20 protein-coding genes, 1 tRNA gene and 1 pseudogene are annotated in these 21,744 nt (G+C 69.7%); 15 read left to right on the top strand and 7 right to left on the bottom strand.

Annotated features, from left to right (window positions below; translation table 11 throughout):
* The first annotated feature begins 106 nt into the window (after positions 1–106).
* Entirely contained in the window at positions 107–598 is a 492-nt protein-coding gene (locus tag OG254_RS40335; protein WP_405592256.1) for a CBS domain-containing protein, read from the top strand.
* Here OG254_RS40335 and OG254_RS40330 read toward each other — a convergent pair.
* Together OG254_RS40330 and OG254_RS40325 are read right to left on the bottom strand one after the other, a co-directional pair.
* Positions 591–920: a hypothetical protein gene (locus OG254_RS40330; RefSeq protein WP_405592254.1), complete on the bottom strand. Its 330-nt coding sequence runs from the start codon at positions 918–920 to the stop codon at positions 591–593. The two genes, OG254_RS40335 and OG254_RS40330, sit on opposite strands and share 8 nt — an antisense overlap.
* A gap of 200 nt (positions 921–1,120) precedes the next feature.
* Positions 1,121–1,417, bottom strand: coding sequence for a hypothetical protein (locus OG254_RS40325; RefSeq protein ID WP_405592252.1), 297 nt, complete (start codon positions 1,415–1,417; stop codon positions 1,121–1,123).
* Between the two features lie 514 nt (positions 1,418–1,931).
* Here OG254_RS40325 and OG254_RS40320 point away from each other — a divergent pair.
* Positions 1,932–2,990, top strand: coding sequence for a PucR family transcriptional regulator (locus OG254_RS40320; RefSeq protein WP_405592250.1), 1,059 nt, complete (start codon positions 1,932–1,934; stop codon positions 2,988–2,990).
* Positions 2,991–3,052: 62 nt separating this feature from the next.
* Here OG254_RS40320 and OG254_RS40315 read toward each other — a convergent pair whose 3' ends face one another.
* Positions 3,053–4,576, bottom strand: a complete 1,524-nt coding sequence (locus OG254_RS40315) for an SPFH domain-containing protein (RefSeq protein ID WP_405592248.1) — start codon at positions 4,574–4,576, stop codon at positions 3,053–3,055.
* Between the two features lie 65 nt (positions 4,577–4,641).
* Entirely contained in the window at positions 4,642–5,151 is a 510-nt protein-coding gene (locus OG254_RS40310) for a hypothetical protein (protein WP_405592246.1), read from the bottom strand.
* Positions 5,152–5,553: 402 nt separating this feature from the next.
* Here OG254_RS40310 and OG254_RS40305 point away from each other — a divergent pair.
* From OG254_RS40305 to OG254_RS40290, 4 genes are all read left to right on the top strand, one after another.
* Positions 5,554–5,629, top strand: a tRNA-Arg gene (locus tag OG254_RS40305).
* 826 nt (positions 5,630–6,455) lie between these two features.
* Entirely contained in the window at positions 6,456–6,824 is a 369-nt protein-coding gene (locus OG254_RS40300) for an SDR family NAD(P)-dependent oxidoreductase (protein ID WP_405592244.1), read from the top strand.
* A gap of 560 nt (positions 6,825–7,384) precedes the next feature.
* Entirely contained in the window at positions 7,385–8,233 is an 849-nt protein-coding gene (locus tag OG254_RS40295) for an NADP-dependent oxidoreductase (RefSeq protein ID WP_405592242.1), read from the top strand.
* Between the two features lie 142 nt (positions 8,234–8,375).
* Complete coding sequence (locus tag OG254_RS40290) at positions 8,376–9,080, top strand: type 1 glutamine amidotransferase domain-containing protein (RefSeq protein WP_405592240.1); 705 nt, start codon at positions 8,376–8,378, stop codon at positions 9,078–9,080.
* Positions 9,081–9,164: 84 nt separating this feature from the next.
* Here OG254_RS40290 and OG254_RS40285 read toward each other — a convergent pair whose 3' ends face one another.
* Positions 9,165–10,055 (bottom strand): AraC family transcriptional regulator N-terminal domain-containing protein, encoded by an 891-nt coding sequence (locus tag OG254_RS40285; RefSeq protein WP_405592238.1) that lies wholly within the window; start codon positions 10,053–10,055, stop codon positions 9,165–9,167.
* A gap of 194 nt (positions 10,056–10,249) precedes the next feature.
* On the opposite strand from OG254_RS40285, the gene OG254_RS40280 reads away from it, so the two are divergent.
* From OG254_RS40280 to OG254_RS40245, 8 genes and pseudogenes are all read left to right on the top strand, one after another.
* Positions 10,250–10,792, top strand: a complete 543-nt coding sequence (locus tag OG254_RS40280; RefSeq protein WP_405592236.1) for a (2Fe-2S)-binding protein — start codon at positions 10,250–10,252, stop codon at positions 10,790–10,792.
* On the top strand, positions 10,789–11,778 hold the full coding sequence (locus tag OG254_RS40275) for an FAD binding domain-containing protein (protein WP_405592234.1): 990 nt from the start codon (positions 10,789–10,791) through the stop codon (positions 11,776–11,778). Before OG254_RS40280 ends, OG254_RS40275 begins: the two co-directional genes overlap by 4 nt.
* A 39-nt stretch (positions 11,779–11,817) precedes the next feature.
* Positions 11,818–13,983 carry a xanthine dehydrogenase family protein molybdopterin-binding subunit gene (locus OG254_RS40270; RefSeq protein ID WP_405592232.1) on the top strand — a complete coding sequence of 722 codons (2,166 nt, stop codon included), beginning with the start codon at positions 11,818–11,820 and terminating at the stop codon, positions 13,981–13,983.
* A 286-nt stretch (positions 13,984–14,269) separates the two neighbouring features.
* Positions 14,270–15,298, top strand: a complete 1,029-nt coding sequence (locus tag OG254_RS40265) for an XdhC family protein (protein ID WP_405592230.1) — start codon at positions 14,270–14,272, stop codon at positions 15,296–15,298.
* A gap of 385 nt (positions 15,299–15,683) precedes the next feature.
* The gene (locus OG254_RS40260) at positions 15,684–16,334 is read left to right on the top strand and encodes a class I SAM-dependent methyltransferase (RefSeq protein ID WP_405592228.1); all 651 of its coding nucleotides are present in this window, start codon (positions 15,684–15,686) and stop codon (positions 16,332–16,334) included.
* 346 nt (positions 16,335–16,680) lie between these two features.
* A pseudogene (locus OG254_RS40255) lies at positions 16,681–16,979 on the top strand (hypothetical protein); the annotation flags it as partial.
* 258 nt (positions 16,980–17,237) lie between these two features.
* Entirely contained in the window at positions 17,238–18,014 is a 777-nt protein-coding gene (locus OG254_RS40250) for a hypothetical protein (RefSeq protein WP_405595482.1), read from the top strand.
* Positions 18,011–18,385, top strand: coding sequence for a GntR family transcriptional regulator (locus OG254_RS40245; protein WP_405592226.1), 375 nt, complete (start codon positions 18,011–18,013; stop codon positions 18,383–18,385). Before OG254_RS40250 ends, OG254_RS40245 begins: the two co-directional genes overlap by 4 nt.
* A 339-nt stretch (positions 18,386–18,724) precedes the next feature.
* On the opposite strand, the gene OG254_RS40240 is transcribed toward OG254_RS40245, so the two are convergent.
* Positions 18,725–20,449, bottom strand: a complete 1,725-nt coding sequence (locus OG254_RS40240; protein WP_405592224.1) for a dolichyl-phosphate-mannose--protein mannosyltransferase — start codon at positions 20,447–20,449, stop codon at positions 18,725–18,727.
* A gap of 137 nt (positions 20,450–20,586) precedes the next feature.
* Between OG254_RS40240 and OG254_RS40235 the strand changes: the two genes are divergently transcribed.
* Positions 20,587–20,934, top strand: a complete 348-nt coding sequence (locus OG254_RS40235; RefSeq protein WP_405592222.1) for a hypothetical protein — start codon at positions 20,587–20,589, stop codon at positions 20,932–20,934.
* A 231-nt stretch (positions 20,935–21,165) separates the two neighbouring features.
* Here the strand turns inward: OG254_RS40235 and OG254_RS40230 are convergent, their stop codons facing one another.
* The gene (locus OG254_RS40230; protein ID WP_405592220.1) at positions 21,166–21,672 is read right to left on the bottom strand and encodes a SigE family RNA polymerase sigma factor; all 507 of its coding nucleotides are present in this window, start codon (positions 21,670–21,672) and stop codon (positions 21,166–21,168) included.
* Positions 21,673–21,744: the final 72 nt, after the last annotated feature.

Here is a 21,744-nt window from a genome sequence, read left to right as displayed (position 1 = left end):
ACCTGCGGAAACGCGCCGCGTATGTTTCGCGTCAACGTCCTGGCTCCGGCGCCGCATGTGTACGACGCTGGGCACAGGGACGTTTCCTGCAGATGAGGAGCCCGCCGTGCGCGCGCGTGACCTGGCGGTCGAATACGAGACGGTGAGTGTCGACAGCGACGCGCTGGACGCGGCCCGGCTGATGGCCGAGCACAGGCTGCCGGGCCTGCTCGTACTGGACGAGCGCGGTGAGCCGAAGGCGATCCTGCCCGCTTCCCAGATGGTCAAGGTGCTGGTCCCCGCCTACGTGATCGAGGACCCGACCCTCGCCGCGGTCGTCGACGAGAAGCACGCCGACCGGCTGTGCGAGGCGCTGGCGGGCCGCCGCGTCGGAGACTGCCTGTCCAGCAAGGCCGAGCCTCCGCCGATCGCCGACCCCGACGACACCGCGCTGGAGGTGGCCGCTCTCATGGCGCGGGTACGCAGTCCGGTGGTGGCGGTGGCACAGAGGGACAAGGCCGGGCCGCGCGGGCGGGAGAAGGAGCGTACCCAGCTGCTGGGTGTGATCACGGCATCGCACCTGCTGCACGAACTGCTCGGCGCCGCCGGCACTAGGTGAGCGTGATGCCGTCGGCACCGCGTGCTTCCCCGGCTTGGCACGACCCCTTGAGTTCACGGGAGAAGCGGCGGTGCCGCCCTCGTACGACCATGCGGGTCACCAGCCACGCGGCGAGCAGCGCCCCGACCGGCACGGCCAGGCGCAGCAGTCCGACCGCGGGCCCCGAGGGCAGGTAGACGGCCAGTACGCTCGTCGCCCCCACGCTGAGCAGCCAAGAAGTGGCCGTCAGCAGTGGCAAGGCGACGGCCACGGGTATTCCGCCCAGGCCCCAGGAACCGAGGTCCACGTCCCGGTCGAAGCTGTCGAGCTCGGCGACACCCACGGCGACTAGGCCGTTTCTTTCCGATCATCGGATCGTTGGCCTGGTGTGCCGTTGACTGACGCGCAGTGGGCGCGGATAGAGCTGGCTGCAGGGGTGCAGCAGCGCTTGGTCTCGATCGCATGTGGGGATGTTCTGTGGCATGCCCCGATGGTCCAAAACGGCCTGGACAGCAAAGGTTTGTGCGACAGCCTCCTTAAGAATCAGGTGCCAGAGTTGTCGACGAACCCCACGATATCGAGATATTCGATTTTGGGCGGGACGCCATAAATCCCCGTCACCTTGTCGACGAGCTCTTCCGTGAAGAAGGCGCGGCCTTTCTCCTCGTCATCCCACACGTAGAAGTTCCTTGCCTGAACGCCGTCTTCGTCGAGCATGAAGCTCTTGAAGCGAAGGCCGGCCATGCCTTCGAACGGCCTTCGGAGTTCGCCGGCAATCTTTGCGATAGTTGCACGATCGAACTTGTCGGTCTGTGCGAAAGTCACGAGCACGCCGATCATCGGGCCTCCTATCGATCGAGTGATGCTAGCGGCGGATCCTAGTACACGCGGCCGGAAATTCTGGTCGTCAGGCCGCGAGTCGGAGGTGCGGCTCGCGGCCGGCGATGCGGGCCAGGAGCGCGTCGAGCTTTGCGTGCGTGAACGCCTGCTCGAACGGGCGGGCGATTCGGCGGTGCAAGGACACCTGTCTTCCCCCGCGCCCCGGCGGCCGGGCAATAGCCCTGCCTCCCGAGGGCTTGCTGATCCGGAAGAAGCGGCCTAGCCGCATGTCCCGGTCCCCCTTTGCCGACCGTGACGCATGAGTCGTGTCCGGCGGTGCGGGGTGCGCACGGGTTCCGGTACCGGGCGCCTGCCGGTGTCCGGCACCGGAACCATCCGTGGTGCTCCCCGCCACCGATAATGCCCGGCCGGAGCCGACCCGCGCATTGCCGCATCCCGGCAGAGTTCATTAGGGTCTGCATGCCGGTGGCCGTTAAGAAGGCGTCAACGGCACACGGAACATGCGGGGGGCAGGGTGAGCGAGCCGGACACGGCGACGCGGTATCTGGACGGGTACGCCGAGATCCTGGCAGCGGTCTCCACCACCGGCCGTCGCCTGACCCGAGACGAACTCGACGCGCGCCGCGCTATGGGCGAGCAGGCCGCGGAGGACGGACACAGCCTGCGCAGCCTCGTACGAGAACACCTCGCGGCCACGCGGGCCGACTGGCCCGGCGCCCCGGACTCCACCGACAGTGTCCTGGCCGCGGTGGAACAGGCCGTCGACGCCTTCGCCGAGGGATACGAACGGGCCCAGCGCCTGGCCGTACGGGAAGAGGAGGCCGCGCGGCGGGAGTTCATCGACGACCTGCTGTACGGCCGCAGCGACCTGGGCCGGCTGGCCGAACGGGCCGAACGTTTCGGCCTGGTGCTGTCCCGCGCGCACGCCGTCGCCGTGGCCGAGGGGCCGCAGGCGTACGACGACACCGCACCGGTCACCCGCCGCGTGGAGGCCGCGCTGATAGCGCGCTTCGGCGAGCGGCGCATCCTGCTCGCCACCAAGAACGGGCAGCTGGTCTGCATCGCGCCCGGCGACCAGGACGACGTCCTCACCTACTTCGCCAAGCAGGCGCACGCCGCCACGAACGGCAGCCGGGTGGCCATCGGTCGCCCCCAGCCCGGAGCCGGCGGTGTGGTGCACTCCTACGAGGAGGCGCTCGGCACCCTCGAACTCGCCGACCGCCTGGGCCTGGACGAGCCCGTGGTGCGCGCCGCCGACCTGCTGGTCTACCCGGTCCTCACCCGCGACCGGCAGGCCATGGCCGACCTGGTGCTCAGCGCGCTGGGGCCGTTGAAGAGCGCCCGCGGCGGTGCCGAGCCGCTGCTGCGGACGCTCCAGGTGTACTTCGAGTCGGGCTGCACCGCGGCCGAGGCGGCCCGCCGGCTGGCGCTCAGCGTGCGCGCCCTGACCTACCGGCTGGAGCGCATCCACCAGTTGACCGGCGCCGACCCGGCCGACCCCATGCACCGCTACACACTCCAGACCGCCGTCATCGGGGCGCGGCTCCTGGACTGGCCCGCACAGGAGATCTGAGAAACGGCACGGGCCCGCGCACCGGACGCACGGTGGGCGGGCCCGTGCCGTTCACCGGCACATCAGCCGGTGATCTCGACCTTCCCGTTGAGCTGCGCAGGCTGCTCCCCCGTCGCCGAGGCACGCTGCGTGACGCCCTTCAGCAACTCGGCGAGGTCGACGCCCGTGGTGGAGCCGAGGAGCTCCATGCCCTGGGCGACGTTGTCCGCGACCGCGCGCGGGATCCGGCCGGCACCGTCGGTGGAGATGACCGTCATCTTCTGCACCGCGCTCAGCGGCTCGGACGCCTTGGCCACGACCTGCGGCAACACCTCGACGAGCATCTGCAGGATGGCCGCGTCGCCGTACTGCCCGAACGCGTCCGCCTTCTTCCGCATCGCCTCGGCCTCGGCCGCGCCCTTCGCACCAATCGCCGCGGCGTCGGCCTCACCTTCCAGCCGTACGGCCTCCGCGATCGCAGCGCGCCGGGAACGTTCGGCCTCACCCTGCTTCAGGCCCTCGACGGCCTGCGCCTCGGCCAGCGCGCTGCGGCGCTGCTTCTCGCCCTCACCGGTCAGCCGGGCTCGCTCGGCCTCGGCCTGCGCGGCCGCGATGCCCGCCGACTTCTCCGCCTCGGCCTGCTTGACCCGGGCCACCCGCTTGGCCTCGGCCTCCTGCTCGGCGGCGTAGCGCTGGGCGTCGGCGGGCTTGCGGACCTGGGTGTCGAGCTGACGGTCGGTCAGGGCAGCTTGCCGTTCGGCGGCCTTCTCCTGCTCGGCGAGGATGTCCTGCTGCCGGGCGGCCTCGGCCAGCGGACCGGCAGCTGCAGCGCGGGCCGCGGCCTCGTCGGTCTCGGCCTTGATCTCGGCCTGCTTGAGGTAGAAGGTCCGCTGGGCGACAGCGATCTCCTCTTCCGCCTTCAGCCGTGCCTGCTCGGCGGCCCGCCGGGCGACGGCCTCGGCGATGTCGGCCTCCTGCTTGGCGCGGGCCGCCTCCGGCCGCCCGAGGTCCTCCAGGTAGGAGCCCTCGGTGGTGATGTCCTGGATCTGGAAGGCGTCCAGTACCAGGCCCTGCCCGGACAGGCTCGCCTCCGCCTCCTCCGCGACCTGGCCCGCGAAGGCGGCCCGGTCACGGATGACGTCCTCCACGGACATCCGCCCGACGATCGCCCGCAGCGCACCGGACAGCACCTCCTGAGTGAAGCCGACGATCCCGTCCTGCTGCATCAGGAACCGCTGGGCCGCTGCCCGTATCGAGTCCTCGGTGCCGCCGACCTTGACGATCGCGACGCCGTCCAGATTGGCCTTCACCCCACGCAGGGTGACCGCGCCGCGCACCGCGACCGGGATGTGCCGGGAGGACAGGTCGAGGGTGAACTTCTGCTGCACGAATGGCACGACGAAGACACCGCCGCCGACCACGACCTTCTGCCCACTGTTGTCGGTGAACACCCGGCCGGTCTCCGGATCGGTGGCCTTCTTGCCGCGCCGCCCGGTGACGATGAACGCCTCGCTCGGCCCCGCCACCTTGTAGCGGGTGATCACGACGAGTGCCAGCAGCACGAGGAGTACGACGACTCCCACGACCGCGACGACAACAGGACTCATGGCAGTGCCCCCGAATCACGTACGAGTAAAGAGAACTACAGGAAGAGACAGGAAGAGAAGAGAGGTCAGCGGTCCACCGGGCGGACCACGACCGACGTGGCGGACGACGCCGCTTCCACCCACACCTCGGCGCCCCGGGCCACCGGCCCAGCACTGCGAGCGGCGAACCTCACCCGCTGACCGGCGAGCCTGAGCAGCACCTCGCCGTACCCGTCCACCGGAATCGCCGTGACCACGTTGCCTGATGTGCCCACCAGGTCGTCCCCGGTCGGAGTGAGAGCCGTCTGATCACGCATCAACACGCGGCTGAAGCGGTACGTCAGCCAGGCTGTGCCCAGACCGCACAGCACGCCGATACCCGTGGCAGGCCCAGGTCCGAGACCTGCGGCGCCCATGGCGATGGTCCCGCCGAAACCGGTCATCGCCGCAAACCCGGCGACGACCGGCAACGACAGCCACCCGTCCAGGGCGCCATCCAGCGCACCGTCGAACGCGCCGTCCAGCACCCCGTCGAAGACCAGCGACAGGGCGAGCAGCACGACCCCCGTGATGCCCAGTCCCAGAAACCAGGCCATGCGCACCGTCCCCCTCTCGCCCGCCGCTGATCTCCGGCTTGACAGAATCCTCACACGCGACGGCGAGCCGTTTCATTGCCGTACTCCGGCAATCTTTACGCGCTTTTGATGCCGGATTGCAGTTGCCTGCCAAGAGACTGAGCACGGCAACGTACGCAGGCACAGCGTCCGTGCTCCACGTACTGATCGTGCAAAAGGCTTCCGGGGGACCGCAGGGCTCGGCTGAGCCGGCCCGGCGGCCGCCCAAAGACTGTCGGCGGTCTCCCAAAGGGTGGGTTCTGGATCACTTCGAAGGGTCGCTCACTGGACCGTCACACACCCAGCAGTAGTCGGGGCCAGTGGGACTGTTCCCGAAAATGCCGGAAAGGTCCCTGACAGCCGATCAGGACTACGCGTCAGGGCAGGTCAGAGGCGCAGCAGACGCGCCCAGGCCAGGCGCCTTCTAAGCGCTTGGCCGCAGGTTCGAGTCCTGCCGGGGGCGCCCAGTCTCCGCCCTCCCCTTGGGAGGGCGTTTTTGCTGGTCACAGACCATTTATCGGGCTCGGCGGAGCTGCTTCGTGGGTGCGGGTGGGCCCTCGGGCGGAGTCGGCGGGTGTCCGGCTGGAGACGATTTCATCCGGCCCTCGGCGGGTGTTCTTCCCGAAAACTTCCCGAAGTTTCCGTGCGGTCTCTTGCCGTCGAACCGCTCACCCACGCCGCGGTCTGTGGTCAGCCATAAGCATCGCACTCGGCCCGCGCAAGGCGGGGCGCTCTGACCGTCCGCGTCATCCCGTCCGGCGAGAAGCGGCACCGGTTCTACTGGCAAGCCGCCATGGCCGACTTCGACTTCGGGGTCAACCGTCTGGGACCCGGATACCGACAAGGTCTGGACACCCATCTGAAAGCTTTCCGTTCCGCGATGGCCGGCCTGCCTGCACCCGGGGCCCAAGAACAGGTGTCGCATCAAGACGTCACGTCAGCAGCCGGGCTGTCCGAGGAATCCCGTCTCACTCTGTGCGAGCGATTGCTGACAACTCCTCCGCGTCACGCCCATCACTTGCTGTGGCACGCCTTCACCAAGGCCCGGATCGCAGGCATGGTCCAAACGTTCGGCCCCATTACCTTGTACAACCGCGACTGGTTTCACGGGAACGCGGCCGGGGACGGCCCGTTCCGGGACCAACTGCCGACCGCGCCGGTGGAGGATTGTGCAAGAGACAGCGAGCATCGTTCTACGAGTTCTGCAGGTCACAGGGGTTGGATGGAGCCACGTAAGCGGGCTCAGTGATGGCATGAGCTGCATCGAGGAACGAAGGAGCACGCGAATGTCCGCAAAGCTGGAGTCGACCGTCGCGGTCGTCACAGGGGCCAGCAGTGGCATCGGCCGCGCTGCTGCCCTGCGTCTTGCCGAGGAAGGTGCCGCTGTGGCCCTCGTAGCCCGCCGACGGGAGCGGGTTGAGGAGCTGGCCAAAGCCATTGCGAACCAGGGTGGAGAAGCCCTGGTCGTCGCGGCGGACGTGACCCAAGCGGACGCTGCGGCGCAGCTCGTCCAGGACAGCGACGCCGCCGCGCTCGCGGATATCGAGAAGCTCCATCCCGAGCACATCGCCGACGCCATCGCCTACATCGCGACCAGTCCTCGGCGCCGTGCCATCAACGAGATCGTCATCCGTCCTACGGACCAGGCGTTCTGACCTGCCAGAGCCCTTCGTCTCGTCATCGCGGATGGGTGGTGCAATGCGTACGCGAATCGAACGCCGTTGCTTATGGCGCCCTGAGCGTGGGTCCCGTACCGGGCGTGTGGTGATGGGGCCGAGTTGTGCGCATCATGAGAGGCATGCGAATCGTCGAGATGGTGCGGCCACGGTGGGCGTGGCCGCCCAGCCCTCCGCCGACTGTGCCGCCTGCGGGACCGCCGACGTTCCATTGCCCCGGATGTCGTCGGCCGGTGGCGGACAGCGACAGCCGCTGCGGCGCGTGCGGGGCTCGCCTGGTCGACGACGACGGCTGACCATGTTGCGTCACCGGCCAGGACGTTCGTAACGGCGTGCAGGCGTCGGCAGCCGGCCAGGACACCGTCCTCTCGACCACCCAGCGGTGAAGTGGCAGCACATGACCTACACGCCAGACCTCACACCGACTCGGCCGGGATGGGCCGACAGGCCGGAAGCTGACGGTGAACCATGAAGGCAATAGCACTCGAACAGTAGGCTCCTCCGACGACCTGCGGCTGATTGACCTTCCCGATCCCAAGGTGGCGCCCGGCGAGGTCCTGGTCCGTGTGAAGGCGGCCGGGGTCAATCCGGTCGACTGGAAACTCGCCGCCGGACACCTGGATCCCATCATGGAAGTCCGCTTCCCACTGATCTCCGGCTGGGACGTCGCGGGCGTCGTGGAACGGGTCGGTTTCGACGCCGGAGAGTTCGCCGCTGGGGACGAGGTCTTCGGCTACGTGCGGAAGGACTGGGCACAGAACGGGGCGTACGCCGAGCTGGTCTCCGCCCCCGTTCGTACCCTGGCCAAGAAGCCCGCCGCGCTCAGCTGGCAGCAGGCCGCGGGTGTGCCACTCGCGGGGCTCACCGCCTACCAGAGCATCAAGCGGGTGGGCCTCGGCAAGGGCGAGACCGTGCTGATTCACGCCGCGGCGGGCGGTGTCGGCTCGTTCGGCGTGCAGCTCGCCGTCGCGCTCGGCGCCCGCGTGATCGGCACCGCGAGCGAGCGCAACCACGGCTTCCTCCACGAGCTCGGCGCGGAGCCGGTCACCTACGGGGACGGGCTCGCTGACCGCGTACGGGAACTGGCGCCCGACGGCGTGGACGCGGCCCTCGACTTCGTCGGCGACGGCGCGGTCGATGTGTCGCAGCAGCTGCTCAAGAGGCGCGACCGGGTCGCGTCGATCACAGATGGCGAGGCAGTGGCGAAGGGCGGACACTATGTGTGGGTCCGCCCGGACGCGGCCGACCTGGCGGCCCTCGCCGACCTGGCGGACGCGGGCAAGCTCACGGTTCCTGTTGAGCACGCGCTGCCGCTGGCCGAGGCGGCGGAAGCGTGGCGCCTCAGCCAGTCGGGCCGCACCCGCGGAAAGATCGTCCTGACCCTCTGACGTCGCCCTGCTGTGGTGGGCGGTGGGAAAGCGGGAGCCCAGCGCGACCCCGGCCCTGCTGAGCGTTGTTCATCGGCGCCGACCGTACTCCCCATCAAGCCGTAATCCCCATGAAGCGGCGAACCACAGATAGAGGTATGCCATGCCGGCAGCCAAGAACAAGATCCTCATCATTGTCACCAATGCCGACGAGTATCAGAAGGTCGGCCTGAGGACCGGACTCTGGCTCGGGGAGCTGACCCATTTCTGGGACTTCGCCGAGGAGCACGGGTTCACGATGGATATCGCGAGCCCATCGGGTGGCAAGGTCCCGCTCGACCCGGAGAGCCTGACGCGGCAGATGCTGGATGATCAGGGCACCGGCAAGCGCTACCTGGACCGGGACTTCATGAACCTCCTGACGGACACCATGAAGGTCTCCGACGCCAGTGTCGACGACTACGACGCCATCTACCTCACCGGCGGCCACGGGGTCATGTTCGACTTCCCTCAGAGCCCGGACCTGGAAAGCCTGATCGCCCGGTTCTACGAGACCGGCCGAGTGGTGGCGACCGTCTGCCACGGTGCGGCCGGCCTGCTCAACGTCACCCTGAGCAACGGGGAGCCTCTGGTCAAGGGCAGGAGGGTCACCGGTTTCTCGTGGCCCGAAGAGGAGCTGGCGAACCGGGCGGAGGCGGTCCCCTACAACGTCGAGGAAGAGCTGAAGAAGCTGGGTACCGACTACAGCACGGCCGCCCAGCCGTTCGCGTCGTATGTCGTTGAGGACGGGCTTCTGATCACCGGTCAGAATCCGTCCAGCGCCAGGGCAGTTGCCGAGGCAGTCGTCAGGCAGCTGGCCGGCGGGTGAGAGGTCCGCGTCCATGTTGATGATCGCGGAGTCTGCTGATGGGGTCGAGAGGTGTTCCGCCCGCAGCCCTCGTGTTCCAGCCGGTCAATCGTTGCCGCCGGCTGAGCGCGCCGTGAAGCGAACCGCGTCCTGACTGGGTGGCGCGCCGAAGAAGCGACGGTACTCTCGGCTGAACTGGGACGGGCTGTCGTATCCCACGAGGTTTGCGATGTGCGCGATGTCTTTCGGATGTGCCGCCAGAAGCAGCCGGGCCTCATGGAGTCGGATCCTTTTCTGAAATTGGATGGGACTCATTCGGGTGGCGGCCTGGAAGTTCCGATAGAAGGCGGAAGGGCTCATCCCGATCAGCTCCGCCAAGTCGTCCACCCGGAACGGCTCTCTGTAGTTTCCCCGAATCCACTGCACGGCTCTGGAGATATGGGAGAGGTTGCTGTCGGAGAGACCGATCTGACGAACCGTCGCGCCCTGCTCGCTGGTGATCAGGCGCCACAGGATCTCCCTTTTGACGAGGGGGGCGAGCATGCCCCTGTCGCGTGGTTGGTCGAGCAGGCGCAGCAGTCGCACGGCGGCGTCGAGGAGCTCGTCGGACGCGTCACTGACGGTGATGGCGGGTGGTGCGATGTCGTTCTGCGGAAACGCGCCGGGAGCGGCCTGCAGCATCATCTCGGCGATGTCCGAGGGCTGCAGTATCAGGCAGACGCCCAGCCCTGGCCGCTGCGGTGTGGCGTCCGTGAAGCGGCCGGTCACGGGCAGGGCGATGGATGTGACCAGGTACTGCCCCGCACCGTATTCGTATGTATGTTCACCAAGTGCGAGTCGTTTGGCGCCCTGGGCGATCAACACCATGGCCGTCCCGGTCAGACCGGCCGACGGCGAGTGCGACTCCTCACGGCCGATCAGCACGCTCTCGATGGCGCAGGTGCCGTCCGCTCGGGCATGACGGGCCAGCAGGGTGCTGATTTCATCCAGCAGCATGGACCGATTGAAGCATCACGAGCGAGGAGCGGTCCAGCAAACAAACCTTTACGGCTCATGCGAGATCACAAAGAGGATCGTGCAAGCCTCCGCCACTTTTGGGCAAAGCAAATCTCCAGCGGGCTGGTTGAATGTTTGGAGCCTCTGAGGCTCTGCTGTTCCGAGGATTCGTGCATTGCGGAAGGACAAGCGGCATGACGGACGGAACCCATAGCGAGATACATATTCGCGTCAACGGTCTGGCGCACCGCTTGAACGTCGACAATCGCAGCACACTGCTCGACACTCTCCGTGAGGACACCGGCCACACAGGCCCGAAAAAGGGCTGCGACCGCGGGCAGTGCGGCGCCTGCACGGTGCTCCTGGACGGCCGGCGTGTGGTGTCGTGCCTGACGCTGGCGGTCGCCGCCGACGGCTCGGACGTCACGACGGTCGAGGGCCTCGCGCCCGACGGTGAACTCCGCCCGCTGCAACAGGCGTTCATGCAGTTCGACGGTTTCCAGTGCGGCTACTGCACACCCGGGCAGCTCTGTTCCGCGGTCGGAATGCTGACCGAGCACGCGGCGGGCTGGCCCAGCGCGGTCACCGCCGATGTCTCACCCGACGGACCTGCACCGGAGTTGGACGCCGAGGAGGTGCGCGAGCGCCTGAGCGGCAACCTGTGCCGCTGCGGTGCGTACCCGTCGATCGTGCGCGCCGTGCTGGAGACGGCGTCCCGCGAGGGGGTGGCGGGATGAAGGAGTTCAGCTATCAGCGGCCGACGCAGGTCCGTGACGCCCTCGCCGCGGTCGCCGCGGAGGACGGCGCCCAGTTTCTCGGCGGTGGAACGAATCTCGTCGACCTGATGAAGGACGGCATCGAGACGCCCACCCGGCTGGTGGACGTGCGCCACCTGCCGCTGGACGGTGTCCGCGAGACCCCCGACGGCGGACTCGTCATCGGCGCGACGACCACCAACAGCGACGCGGCGGCCCATCCCGAGGTGCGTCGCCGGTATCCGGCACTCAGCCAGGCCGTACTGGCGGGCGCGTCGGGGCAGCTGCGCAACATGGCCACGGTGGGCGGCAACCTGCTGCAGCGCACCCGGTGCGGCTACTTCGCAGACCCCTCGCAGCCGTGCAACAAACGCAGCCCGGGCAGTGGCTGTTCCGCGATCGCCGGAGAGCACCACAACCATGCGATCCTCGGCTGGTCCGACCACTGTGTGGCCACCCATCCCTCGGACATGACCGTGGCGCTGGCCGCGTTCGACGCGGTCGTGCACTACGAGACCCTGGACGGGACCCACGAGATCCCGCTGAACGAGTTCTACCTGCCGGTCGGCGAGACTCCGCATCGGGAGACGGTGCTGCCGCCGGGCGCCCTGATCACCGCGATCACCCTGCCGGCCGCCGCGGCATCCCCGCGTTCGCTCTACCGCAAGGTCCGCGAGCGCGCGTCCTACGCCTTCGCCAACGTGTCCGTCGCTGCCGCGCTGGACGTCCAGGAGGGCATCGTCAAAGGCGCCCGCATCGCGTTCGGCGGCCTCGCCTCACGGCCCTGGCGTGCCCACGTCGCCGAGTCCGCCCTGCTGGACGCCCCCGCCACTGCCGACCGTTTCCGGGCCGCTGCCGACGCGGAACTGTCGGCGGCGCGGCCGCTGCGCGACAACGCCTACAAGGTCACGCTGGCCCGCAACCTCATCGAGGCCGTCCTGACCGAGCTCGCCCACCGGGCCGAGTGACGAACCGGTCCCGTCACAGGCCCTGAAGGAGATCCACGCATGAACGCGTTCTCGACCAGAACATCCCCGGCACCGGCAGTACGGCCCGTCTCGGACGACCTGCCCGGCACGACGGCCCCCGCCCCGGGCGCCGTCGGCATGGCGCGGCCCCGCATCGAGGGGACTGCCAAGGTCACCGGCCGCGTGCGCTACGCGGCGGATCAGCCAATGAGCGACCTGGCCCACGGCTGGGTCGTCACCTCCACGGTGTCCCGCGGACGCATCCGCGACATCGACACCTCCGCCACCCTGGCCATGCCCGGCGTGCTGGGCGTGATCGACCACCGCACCGCGCCCCGGCTCAACCCGCAGGCGGGGGTGTTGTTCGGTCCGGACGGCGGCCTTCAACTGCTGCAGGACGAGACGATCCCCCACGCCGGTCGGCCGATCGCGCTGGTGGTGGCCGAGACGCCGGAGCAGGCCCGGGCGGCGGCTCTGGCGCTTTCGGTGTCGTATGACGAGGAACCGCACGACACGGACTTCTCACTCGACCACCCAGGGTCCCAGCCGGCATTGCCGGCGTTCGGTGGGGACGCGAACGTCGGCGACGTGGACGCGGAACTGGCCGCGAGCGCGGTGGTCGTCGACGAGCGGTACCGCACGCCCGAGGAACACGGCAGCGCCATGGAACCCCACTCGGCGACGGCGTGGTGGGAGGACGGGCGCCTGCAGGTGATCGACTGCAACCAGGGCCCCTTCCTGATCGCCCGGACGCTGGCCACGCTGTTCTTCCTGGACCCGAAGCAGGTGCGTATCCGGGCCGAGCACGTCGGCGGCGGTTTCGGCTCCAAGACGAATTGCGGGCCCCACCTGATCCTGGCGGTGATGGCCGCGACGCTGTTCGAGCGGCCCGTCCGCGTCACCCTGACCCGCAGCCAGGTGTTCCAGACGATCTCGATGCGGCCGGCGACCGACCAACGCATCCGGATCGGGGCCGACGCGGACGGCCGGCTGCGGGCGATCGACCACGCACCGGCCTTCGAACTCTCGCGGATCGCCGTATTCCTCGAGCACTGCACCGAACTCACCAAGACGCTCTACTCGGCCCCTGCGATCCGTACCCGGCTCACCGCGGTCCCGCTCGACATCCTGCCGCCGTTCTCGGTGCGCGGACCAGGTGCGGTACCTGGTTCATTCGCGCTCGAATCCGCCATGGACGAGGTGGCGGAGCAGCTGGACATGGATCCGCTCGACCTCCGGCTGCGCAACGAGCCCGCCGTCGGCCCGGTGTCCGGCCTGCCCTTCAGCCGGCGCAACCTCGTCGCCTGTTTGCGCGAGGGCGCACGCAGGTTCGGCTGGGCCGCACGCGACCACCGCCCCAGGGCGCGCCGCGAGGGACATCTCCTTGTCGGCAGCGGGCTGGCGGCCACGTCGTTCATGGCGGGCGCGTTTCCCTCCTCGGCGTCCATCACCGCCGAGACGGACGGCACGTACACCGTGGCCATAAGCGCCTCCGACATCGGAACGGGCGCGCGCACCGCGCTGACGGCGGTGGCCGCCGAGGCCCTGCGGGTCGATCCCGGGCGGATCCGCATGCTGATCGCGGACAGCGACCTCGGCCCCGCGTGGAGCGCCGGCAGCTCCCGGGGAACAACCTCCTGGTCCTGGGCCATCACCGAGGCCGCGCACAAGCTGCTCGCCCAGTCCGACGATCCGACACGGCCGCTGACCGTCTCGGCCGAGACCAGCAAGTCGCTCGGCCAACTGCCGCCCAAGGAACGGCACTCCTACAGCGCCGTGTTCGCCGAGGCGACCGTCGACCCGGCCACCGGCGAGGTGCGCGTACGACGCCTGCTGGGCATGTTCGCCGTGGGCCGCGTCGTCAACCCGCTGCTGGCCCGCAGCCAGCTCGTCGGCGGCATGGTCACGGGCCTGTCCATGGCCCTGCACGAAGAGGGCGTACGGGATCGGGTCACCGGCCGCCACATCAACGGGGACTTCGCCGGCTACCACATCGCCGCACACGCCGACGTCCCTGACATCGAAGCCGACTTCGTGCCCGACTACGAACCCGACGACCCCTCCGGCATCAAGGGTGTCGGCGAGATCGGCGCCGTCGGCACCGCGGCCGCCATCGCGAACGCCGTCTGGCACGCCACCGGCCGACGCCAGCGGACCCTGCCCATCCGTCCGGACCGCGTGCTGGAAGAACGGCCCGAGCGCTGAGGTGGCGTCCCGCCAAGTGGTGTGGGCGGTCAGCCTTCGCGGCTTCGCAGGTCGCGGCCGGGTTGGGTCCGGCACCCCAGGACCGGGCGGCCCCCGGCCGTACTGACCGGCCCGCGCGGCGGCGCGGAGCTTCGGCCGGGCCGGCCGATCACAGGCCATCCGAACCGGCGTGGTCCGGATGGCTACACCTCTCGGCTCAATGCCACCAACGCTGAGCCGTCCGCGGGAAAGGGCTCCCGGGCCGATGCCGTCGCGGCCCCGGTCCGGGACCTGAACAGGAGATCACGTGCTTCGCGAAGTGTGGCCCTTCGTCGACGCCCACCACCGGGCAGGCCGACCCGTCGTACTGGCCCGCCTGATCGGCCGCGACGGCCCCGGATCACGACCGCTCGGGGCCACCATGGCCGTCTCCGGGGACGGTACGTGGCGTGGCTCGCTGTCGGGCGGCTGCGTCGAGGGCATCGTGCTGGACGCGGCCCGCGCCGTCCTGGCCGGCGCCGCACCCCACGTGACGGCCGTGGCGCCCGGTGAACACCTCATGCCCTGGGAGGACGCACCGGCCTGCGCCGGTGAACTGCGCGTCCTCATCACCCCCGCACCGCCCGAGCCGGTGCACTCCGCCATCACCGCGGCACTGGCCGAGGACCGTCCGCTCGCCGTGCGGGTCGGGTTGCACCCGCCGTACCCCTGGTCGACAGCCCCCACCGTCGGCCAACTGCCCGACGAGGAACCGGCTTTCACCGAGCAGCTGGCGGCTCGGCCACGGCTGGTGCTGGTGGGCGCGACGGACCTCGCCGCGGTCCTGGCCACCCTGGCCCAGCCATTGCACCGCAAAGTCACCGTCCTCGACCCGCGACCCGACCATGTCGCCTCCGGAGCCTTCCCCGACACCGCCGAAGTCGTCCGCGACTGGCCCGACGAGTGGATCACCCACCACCCGCTCGCCGCACGCGATGCGGTCGTCACACTCAGCCATGACCCGCGCATCGACGACCGCGCCCTCCGCGCCGCTCTGGCAGGCCCCGCCGCATACATAGCCGCGCTCGGCAGCCGGACCACCCACGCCGGGCGCCTGCAACGCCTGGCCGACGCCCCCGGACTGGACCGCCTCACCGGCCCCGCGGGCCTCGACCTCGGCGGCGCGTCCCTCGCCGAGAGCGCCCTGTCCGTCCTCGCCGAACTCATAGCAGTGGACAACGGACGCAGCGGGCGGCGCCTGCGCGACGGCAACTTGCCCATCCGGGCCGCCACGGTCGCAACGAACACCGCTCGGGCAGAGTCGGGAGTGGGCGAGCCGGGGTTAGCAGCTCCCTGAAGAGGGTGGGAATTCAGTCCCGGTGGGACGCCACCGGGCCGCGCAGTGCTCGGCGGCCCGTCCATGAACGGTGATCCGCGAAAGCCGCGCTCGCGTGCGTGCGTGAGCCGCCATCGCCTCGAAGATCAGGTCGATCGCTTCCGCGGGCGGGTGTGGCCGACGGCGAGCGGTTCGGCCACCTCCCGGTAGCAGGCATCCCTGGTCAGCAGCCAGCCAGGAGGCGCAGTTCCGTAGAAGGTGCCGCGTCCGCCACGGCCGACGTCGCCCTTCCAGTCCTTCCACCCTCAGCAGAACCCGGCCACCGCGCCACCAACGGGACCCCACAGCCCTCGCCCGCTCACGCCGACACGATCGCCCACCCGCACTCCCCGACAAAGGCATCGACATGACCATCAGCCCCGCGCCCCGTGCTGCCCGGCACTGCCGTCTCCACAGGCCCTCGCAGGAGCCGAACGACTACACCCTGTTCCTGCGGCAGTGGGTGCGCTCACCAGCCCGCATGGGGGCCATCGCCCCCAGCTCGCGGCACCTGGCCGAGGCGGTCTGCGCCCCGGTGCCCGAACGGGGCGAGCCCGTCGTGGTGGAACTGGGTGCCGGCACCGGACCGTTCACCGCCGAGATCCAACGCCGGCTCGGCGGACGCGGCCGCCACCTGGCCGTCGAGATCGATCCACTCCTCGCCCAGCGCCTGCGCCACCGCCACCCGGCGGCGGAGGTGATCCAGCGCGACGCCGTACACCTGCGCCATCTGCTGGACGAGCGCGGCATCGAGAGGGCCGACGTGGTGGTCAGCGGTCTTCCCTGGGCACTCTTTTCCCCAGCCACCCAACATCGGCTCTTGGACGCGACAGCCACGGTGCTCGCCCCTGCGGGTGCCTTCACCGCGTTCACCTACCTCCACGCCGTTCCTCTCAGCCCCGCCCGCCGGTTCCGCGACCTGCTGGCCGACCGCTTCGAAGAAGTCGTCTCCGGCCGCACCATATGGCGCAACACACCCCCGGCCTTCGTCCTCCACGCCCGCAGACCCCGTCCATAACCCCTTCTTCCGTCGTGGTCGGCGCCACCGCAGACCACTTTCGCGGTGCTCGCACGCGAGGGCCTGGTCGCTGCCGAGGCGGTCGGGACCGGGCCGGGCTGCTGGTCGCCGTGGCCGTCGGCCCCGGAACCCCGGTCACGGAGTTAACGCACGACGTCGGCGTACTGCCGCCGGCCAACCTGCTCGTCGGCGTCCTCGGACTGGCCGGTCTCGCCGACCGCGCTCCTTGTGCGGCTTTCCGGCGCGCACGACAACCCTGCCGTCAGCGACGCGAGCGACGGCGGGTCGCGTCATGCGGTGTCGGGGTTGGCCAGGACGATCTCGGACAGGAGGTCATGGAAGCCCTGAAGAAGGGCGCCGGGAACAGGAGCAGGCCGGGTCAAACGGGGCGGCCACGAGGAACAAAGCGGGCAGGGAGACGAGAACGATCCCGGACGGGAGGAACGACGACGCGTCCGGCGCAGACGTCGGGCCCGCCTGAAGCACGCCCTGCTCGGCAGGTCCCGGGGCGGGCTGACCTGCAAGGTCCACCTCGCCGCCGACCGCAAGTGCCGTCCACTGGCGATCGTGGTGACCGCTGGCCAGGCCGCCGACAGCCCGCAGTTCGTCCTGGTACTGCAGAAGGTCCGCGTCCGGCTGCCCGCCCTAAAGGTCTGGAGCGGCGCCTGCCCCACCTGTAACCGCGACATACCCGCGGCGATACCAACCTGCCCACGCTCCGACTGGGGCGTGCCTGTGAAGTGCTGGGCATGGCCCTCACCAACTTGTATCGAGTCATTGACACAAGATTCCACCGCGGGGCATCTTGTACTTACCACTCGATACAAGCAGGGCTTGCGGCAGGCAGGGTCCGCCACCGCCGGTGCAGGCCGCGCAGCCGTCATCACTTACTGGGGTCTTCATATGCTCGATACCGACCGGCCCGAATCCCGCCTCCGCGCCCGCGCCGACCACTACGCCCGCTGGGCCGGTCTGGCTGTGGGCGTCGTGGCCGCACCGCTATGGGCCACCGTAGACATCACCAACTACCCACTCAGCGCCTTCGACGCCGGCGTGCCCTTGGTGAGCTTCGTGACCGCTTTCGGCCTGTGCGCGGTGGGCGGCGTCCTGCTCGGCGACACCCTCACCCCCCACCCTCGAGACGCGGTACGCACCGCCAGTCTCACCCCACGGCGGGTCCGAGACCACGTGCCGCCCCGTATCACTCTCCTGCTTCTCCTCCAGGCGGTATCCCTCGTCGCGCTGGTGGGTGCGGGGGATGCCTTGGGCACCCAGGACGCCATGAACCGGGCGATCGGGGCGCATGACGGCTGTGACGGGACCGAACCCCCCGTCATTCTCTGGCCCGGCATGTTCCACGGCAGCCAGATCCTCGGTTCTCTCGCCTTCGGCACGGTCGCCTGCGTCTGGGCCCTGCGCCGTGTCGCCCGCCGTGCGGGCGACGACCAGCAGCGACGCGACCGCTCGTGGGCGATCATCGCAGCCTGGGGAGTGCTGGTCTCGACCCAGCTGTCGCTCGTCGTTCTGATGATCCAGACCTACCTGACGCAGAGTAACTGCGCAGGCATGATGATGGGCACCATCACCTCCTTGGCGATCTACCCCCTGGGCCTGCTGTCCCTGATCACCCTGGCATGGTCCCTGTTCACCGTAGTGGTGCCCCGCACCGCACGACGATGACTGCACTCGCCGTGCGCGTCGACACCACCAGCCCGGTACCGCCGTACGAGCAGATCCGCGCCCAGCTCGCCGCGCTGATCGTCACCGGCCGACTGGCCGAGGACGAGCGCCTGCCGACCGTGCGTCAGCTCGCCGCCGACCTGGGCCTTGCACCCGGCACCGTGGCCCGCGCCTACCGCGAGCTGGAGGCCGCCGAACTGATCCGCACCCGACGCGGCGCGGGCACCCGGGTCGCGGCGCCCCCGCCCGAACGGAAGCATGCCCACCCTGGCCAACTCGCCACGCTGGCACGGGACTTCACCTCAGCCGCCCGCGCTCTGGGCGCCGACACCGAAGCCATTCTGACCGCCGTCCGCAAGGCACTGAACTAGCCTCTGTCGGCAGTAGGTGCCACAGCCACTCGTCGAGTCACCTCGGGCATATCCCGCCACCGCACCCCGGTCCCACCCGAAGGAGCTGGCCTACACCCTGCGCGCCCGTGGACTTCTGACGGTCAGCCGGAGTGGCAGGGAGGTCCAGCGGCCTTCCCTACCGAGAAAAGAGTGCCGGTTGCGTACCAACCCGGTCCGACGAGATGGCGGGCGGAACTCGATCGACAGGAAGAACGGCCGGCTGAACGTGCCACACCGTCCGTGGGCCATAGCAGATGGCCTGATGGCACAACCAACGGCCAGTGTCCGCAGGTCGGCCGACGGCCTGAAGAGCCGAAGTCACAACGGCGGCATCCAGGTAGGGATCCACATCCGGTCGCGCCATGCCTCCACCGGGATGACCTGCCCGGTGTAGATCGGAAAGAAGTAGATGAAGTTCCACAGGATGAGCAGGACCAGCGTGCCCGCGCCGACCGCCCCGACCGTGCGTCGGCCCTCCGACGCGCCCGGCGGCCCGAGGAGGGCGCCGAGCAGCATCGCCACCGCCAGGCACAGGAACGGGACGAAAACCACCGCGTAGAAGTTGAAGATCGTGCGCTGCTGGTACTGGAACCACGGCAGGTATCCGGCCGCGGCACCGCACAGGATCGCCCCGCCCCGCCAGTCGCGGCGCAGCGCCCAGCGGTAGAGCAGATAGACCAGCGCGCAGCACGCAGTCCACCACAACATCGGAGTGCCCAACGCCAACATCTGGCGGGTGCATCCGCCCGACGCCGTACAGCCGCTCTGGCCGAACTCGGACGACTCGGCGAAGTACAACACCGGGCGGGACTGCACCAGCCAGCTCCACGGGGTCGACTGGTAGGGATGATCCTGCGTGAGGTGGACGTGGAAGTCGTAGACCTGGTGTTGGTAGTGCCACAGGCTGCGGAGCGGCGCCGGGATCCACGACCACGTACCGCCCCGGCCGTCGGCCCAGTGCCTGAAATAGCCGTTGCCGGTGGCGAACCAGCCTGACCAGGAGGCCACATAGGTCACGAACGCCACCGGGACCAGGGAGAGGAACGCGGGACCCGCGTCACGCCGCAGCATCGCGCGGTACGGGTGCCAGGCCCCGGCCACCCGCCGCCCGCCCACGTCCCACAGCACCGCCATGGTCCCGAACGCGGCCAGACAGAACATGCCGTTCCACTTGGTCGCGCAGGCCAGGCCCAGCAGTACCCCGGCCGCGATCCGCCACGGCCGCCATCCGAGCGGTGTCGTCGCGCCCGTATCCGCGTCAGGGCGACCACTCTCGGGCAACGCGTCGGCCAGGCGGGCGCGCGCCCTGTCCCGGTCGATCAGCAGGGCGCCGAACGCCGCCAGCACGAAGAACATGACGATCAGATCCAGCAGCGCGGTGCGGCTCATCACGAAGTGCAGCCCGTCCACCGCCATCAGCACGCCGGCCAGGCACCCCAGAGCCGTGGAACGGAACAGCCGCCGCCCGATACGGCACAGCATCAGCACCGACGCCGTGCCCAGCAACGCGACCATGAAGCGCCAGCCGATCGGATTGAGCCCGAAGGCGCACTCGCCGAGCGCGATGACCCACTTGCCCATCGGCGGATGGACCACGAACGACGGGTCGGTGCCCAGGGGGATCCGCTTCGGGTCCGCGAGGATCAGCTTGTCGATGGCGGCACGGTCGGCCGGCCAGGCGCCCTCATAGCCGTGCTGCAGCAGCGCCCAGGCGTCCTTGGCGTAATACGTCTCGTCGAATACGACCGCCCGCGGGCTGCCCAGCTCCCAATGGCGCAGCAGTCCGGCAACCAGGGCCACGAGCAGCGGGCCGGCCCACCCCGACCAGCGCGCCAGCCTGGCCGCCGCCACCGGGGACAGCCCGAGCGAGCGCCACAGCCGCGACCCGGGCTCGGGAAACGGCACCACCAGGCGGTCGCGGGTGGACGTACGCGGCCGCTCGACGTACCCGAAGCGGCGCAGCCGCCGCTCCCAGGAGGTCGGCCGGCAGTCCGCCGCCTTCGGCGGCACGGCGACGGACGCGGTCGCGTTCTCTCGGATCACGTGGTGAAGCCTTCAACTCGTGGAGAGCGGGACAAGCGGGAATCAGCTGCCGGTGGTCGGTGGTACTCGGGCCGGCTCAGGCCGCCCCGCCCATCGAGACTGCTTGAGCCTGGCCGAGGCGCTACCTGGAGGTTGCGGTGCGGGTCGGCATCGGCGCCGGTTCGGTGGGTGAGGGGCGAGTCGGCATCGGGACCGGCTCGGTAGGTGAGGGGCGAGTCGGCATCGGGACCGGCTCGGTAGGTGAGGGGCGAGTCGGCATCGGGACCGGCTCGGTAGGTGAGGGGCGGGCCGGCAGGGGCATCGGCTCGGTGGGTGAGGGGCGGGTCGGCATCGGCGCCGGCCGGGTAGTTGAGCCACAGGCCGGGGTCGGCACCGGCCCGGTGATTGGCGTGCAGGTCGGCATCGGCGCCTCCGTGGCACTGGAGACGGGGCGGGTCGTCGGCTGCGTCGGCACCGGCTCGGCAGAAGTGACGGTGCGGCGCTGAGGACCAGTGGGCCCGTCCTGAGCGAAGGAGCTCGGCAGGACCATCAGTCCGACTCCGAGTCCGGCGATGGTCAGCACGGATCCGGTGGTCATCCATGCCGTCCGAGCCCGCCGACGGGCGCGAACGCCGGCTTCCATTCGGTGTCGGTGCCGGTCTTCAAAGGCCGTGCCCTCCTGGCTGTCACGCATCATCCGCGCCAGCTCCTGCTCGAAGTGATCCATGACTCCTCCTTCACTCCACCGGCTCAACGGCCTCGCCCAGAAGCTGTCGCAGCCGTGCAACGCCGCGTGCCGTGAGCGAGCGGGCGGTACCGATCGGACACCCCAGCGCTTCCGCGACGTGCCGCTCGGACAGGTCCTGGTAATAGCGCAGCACCACCGCAGCCCGCTGCCGCGCCGGCAGCAGCGCCAGCGCTGCCTCCAACCGGGTCCGCTCGTCCACGGCGGCGGTCTCGTCTCCCACCTCGGGCGAGTCGGGCAGTCGGTCCACGGGGTGCTCACTCCACCAGCGACGCCGTGCCGAGCGAGCCGCCGCACGGGCCAGGATCCTGCGCACGTATGCCTCCGGCGCCTGCTCGGCCACCTTCGGCCAGGCGAACCACAGCTTGACCAGCGCTTCCTGCAGCAGATCCTCGGCCCGGTGCCGGTCTCCACCGGTGAGCAGCCGCGCCAGATGAAGCAACGACGACCCCCGAGCCGCCACGAACCGGTCGAACCCATCGGCCCGCAACTGCCCCATCAGCGTCGTCCCTCACCTCGACACGCCCCGCCCCCTACACCCTCACTAAAGACACTGGCTCCGACCCGGCTA

Origin of the sequence: Streptomyces sp. NBC_01092 (assembly GCF_045039535.1) — a bacterium.
Taxonomy (GTDB): Bacteria; Actinomycetota; Actinomycetes; order Streptomycetales; family Streptomycetaceae; genus Streptomyces.
The sequence above is the reverse complement of the archived record's forward strand: the minus strand, read 5'-3'. Positions and strand labels throughout refer to the sequence as shown.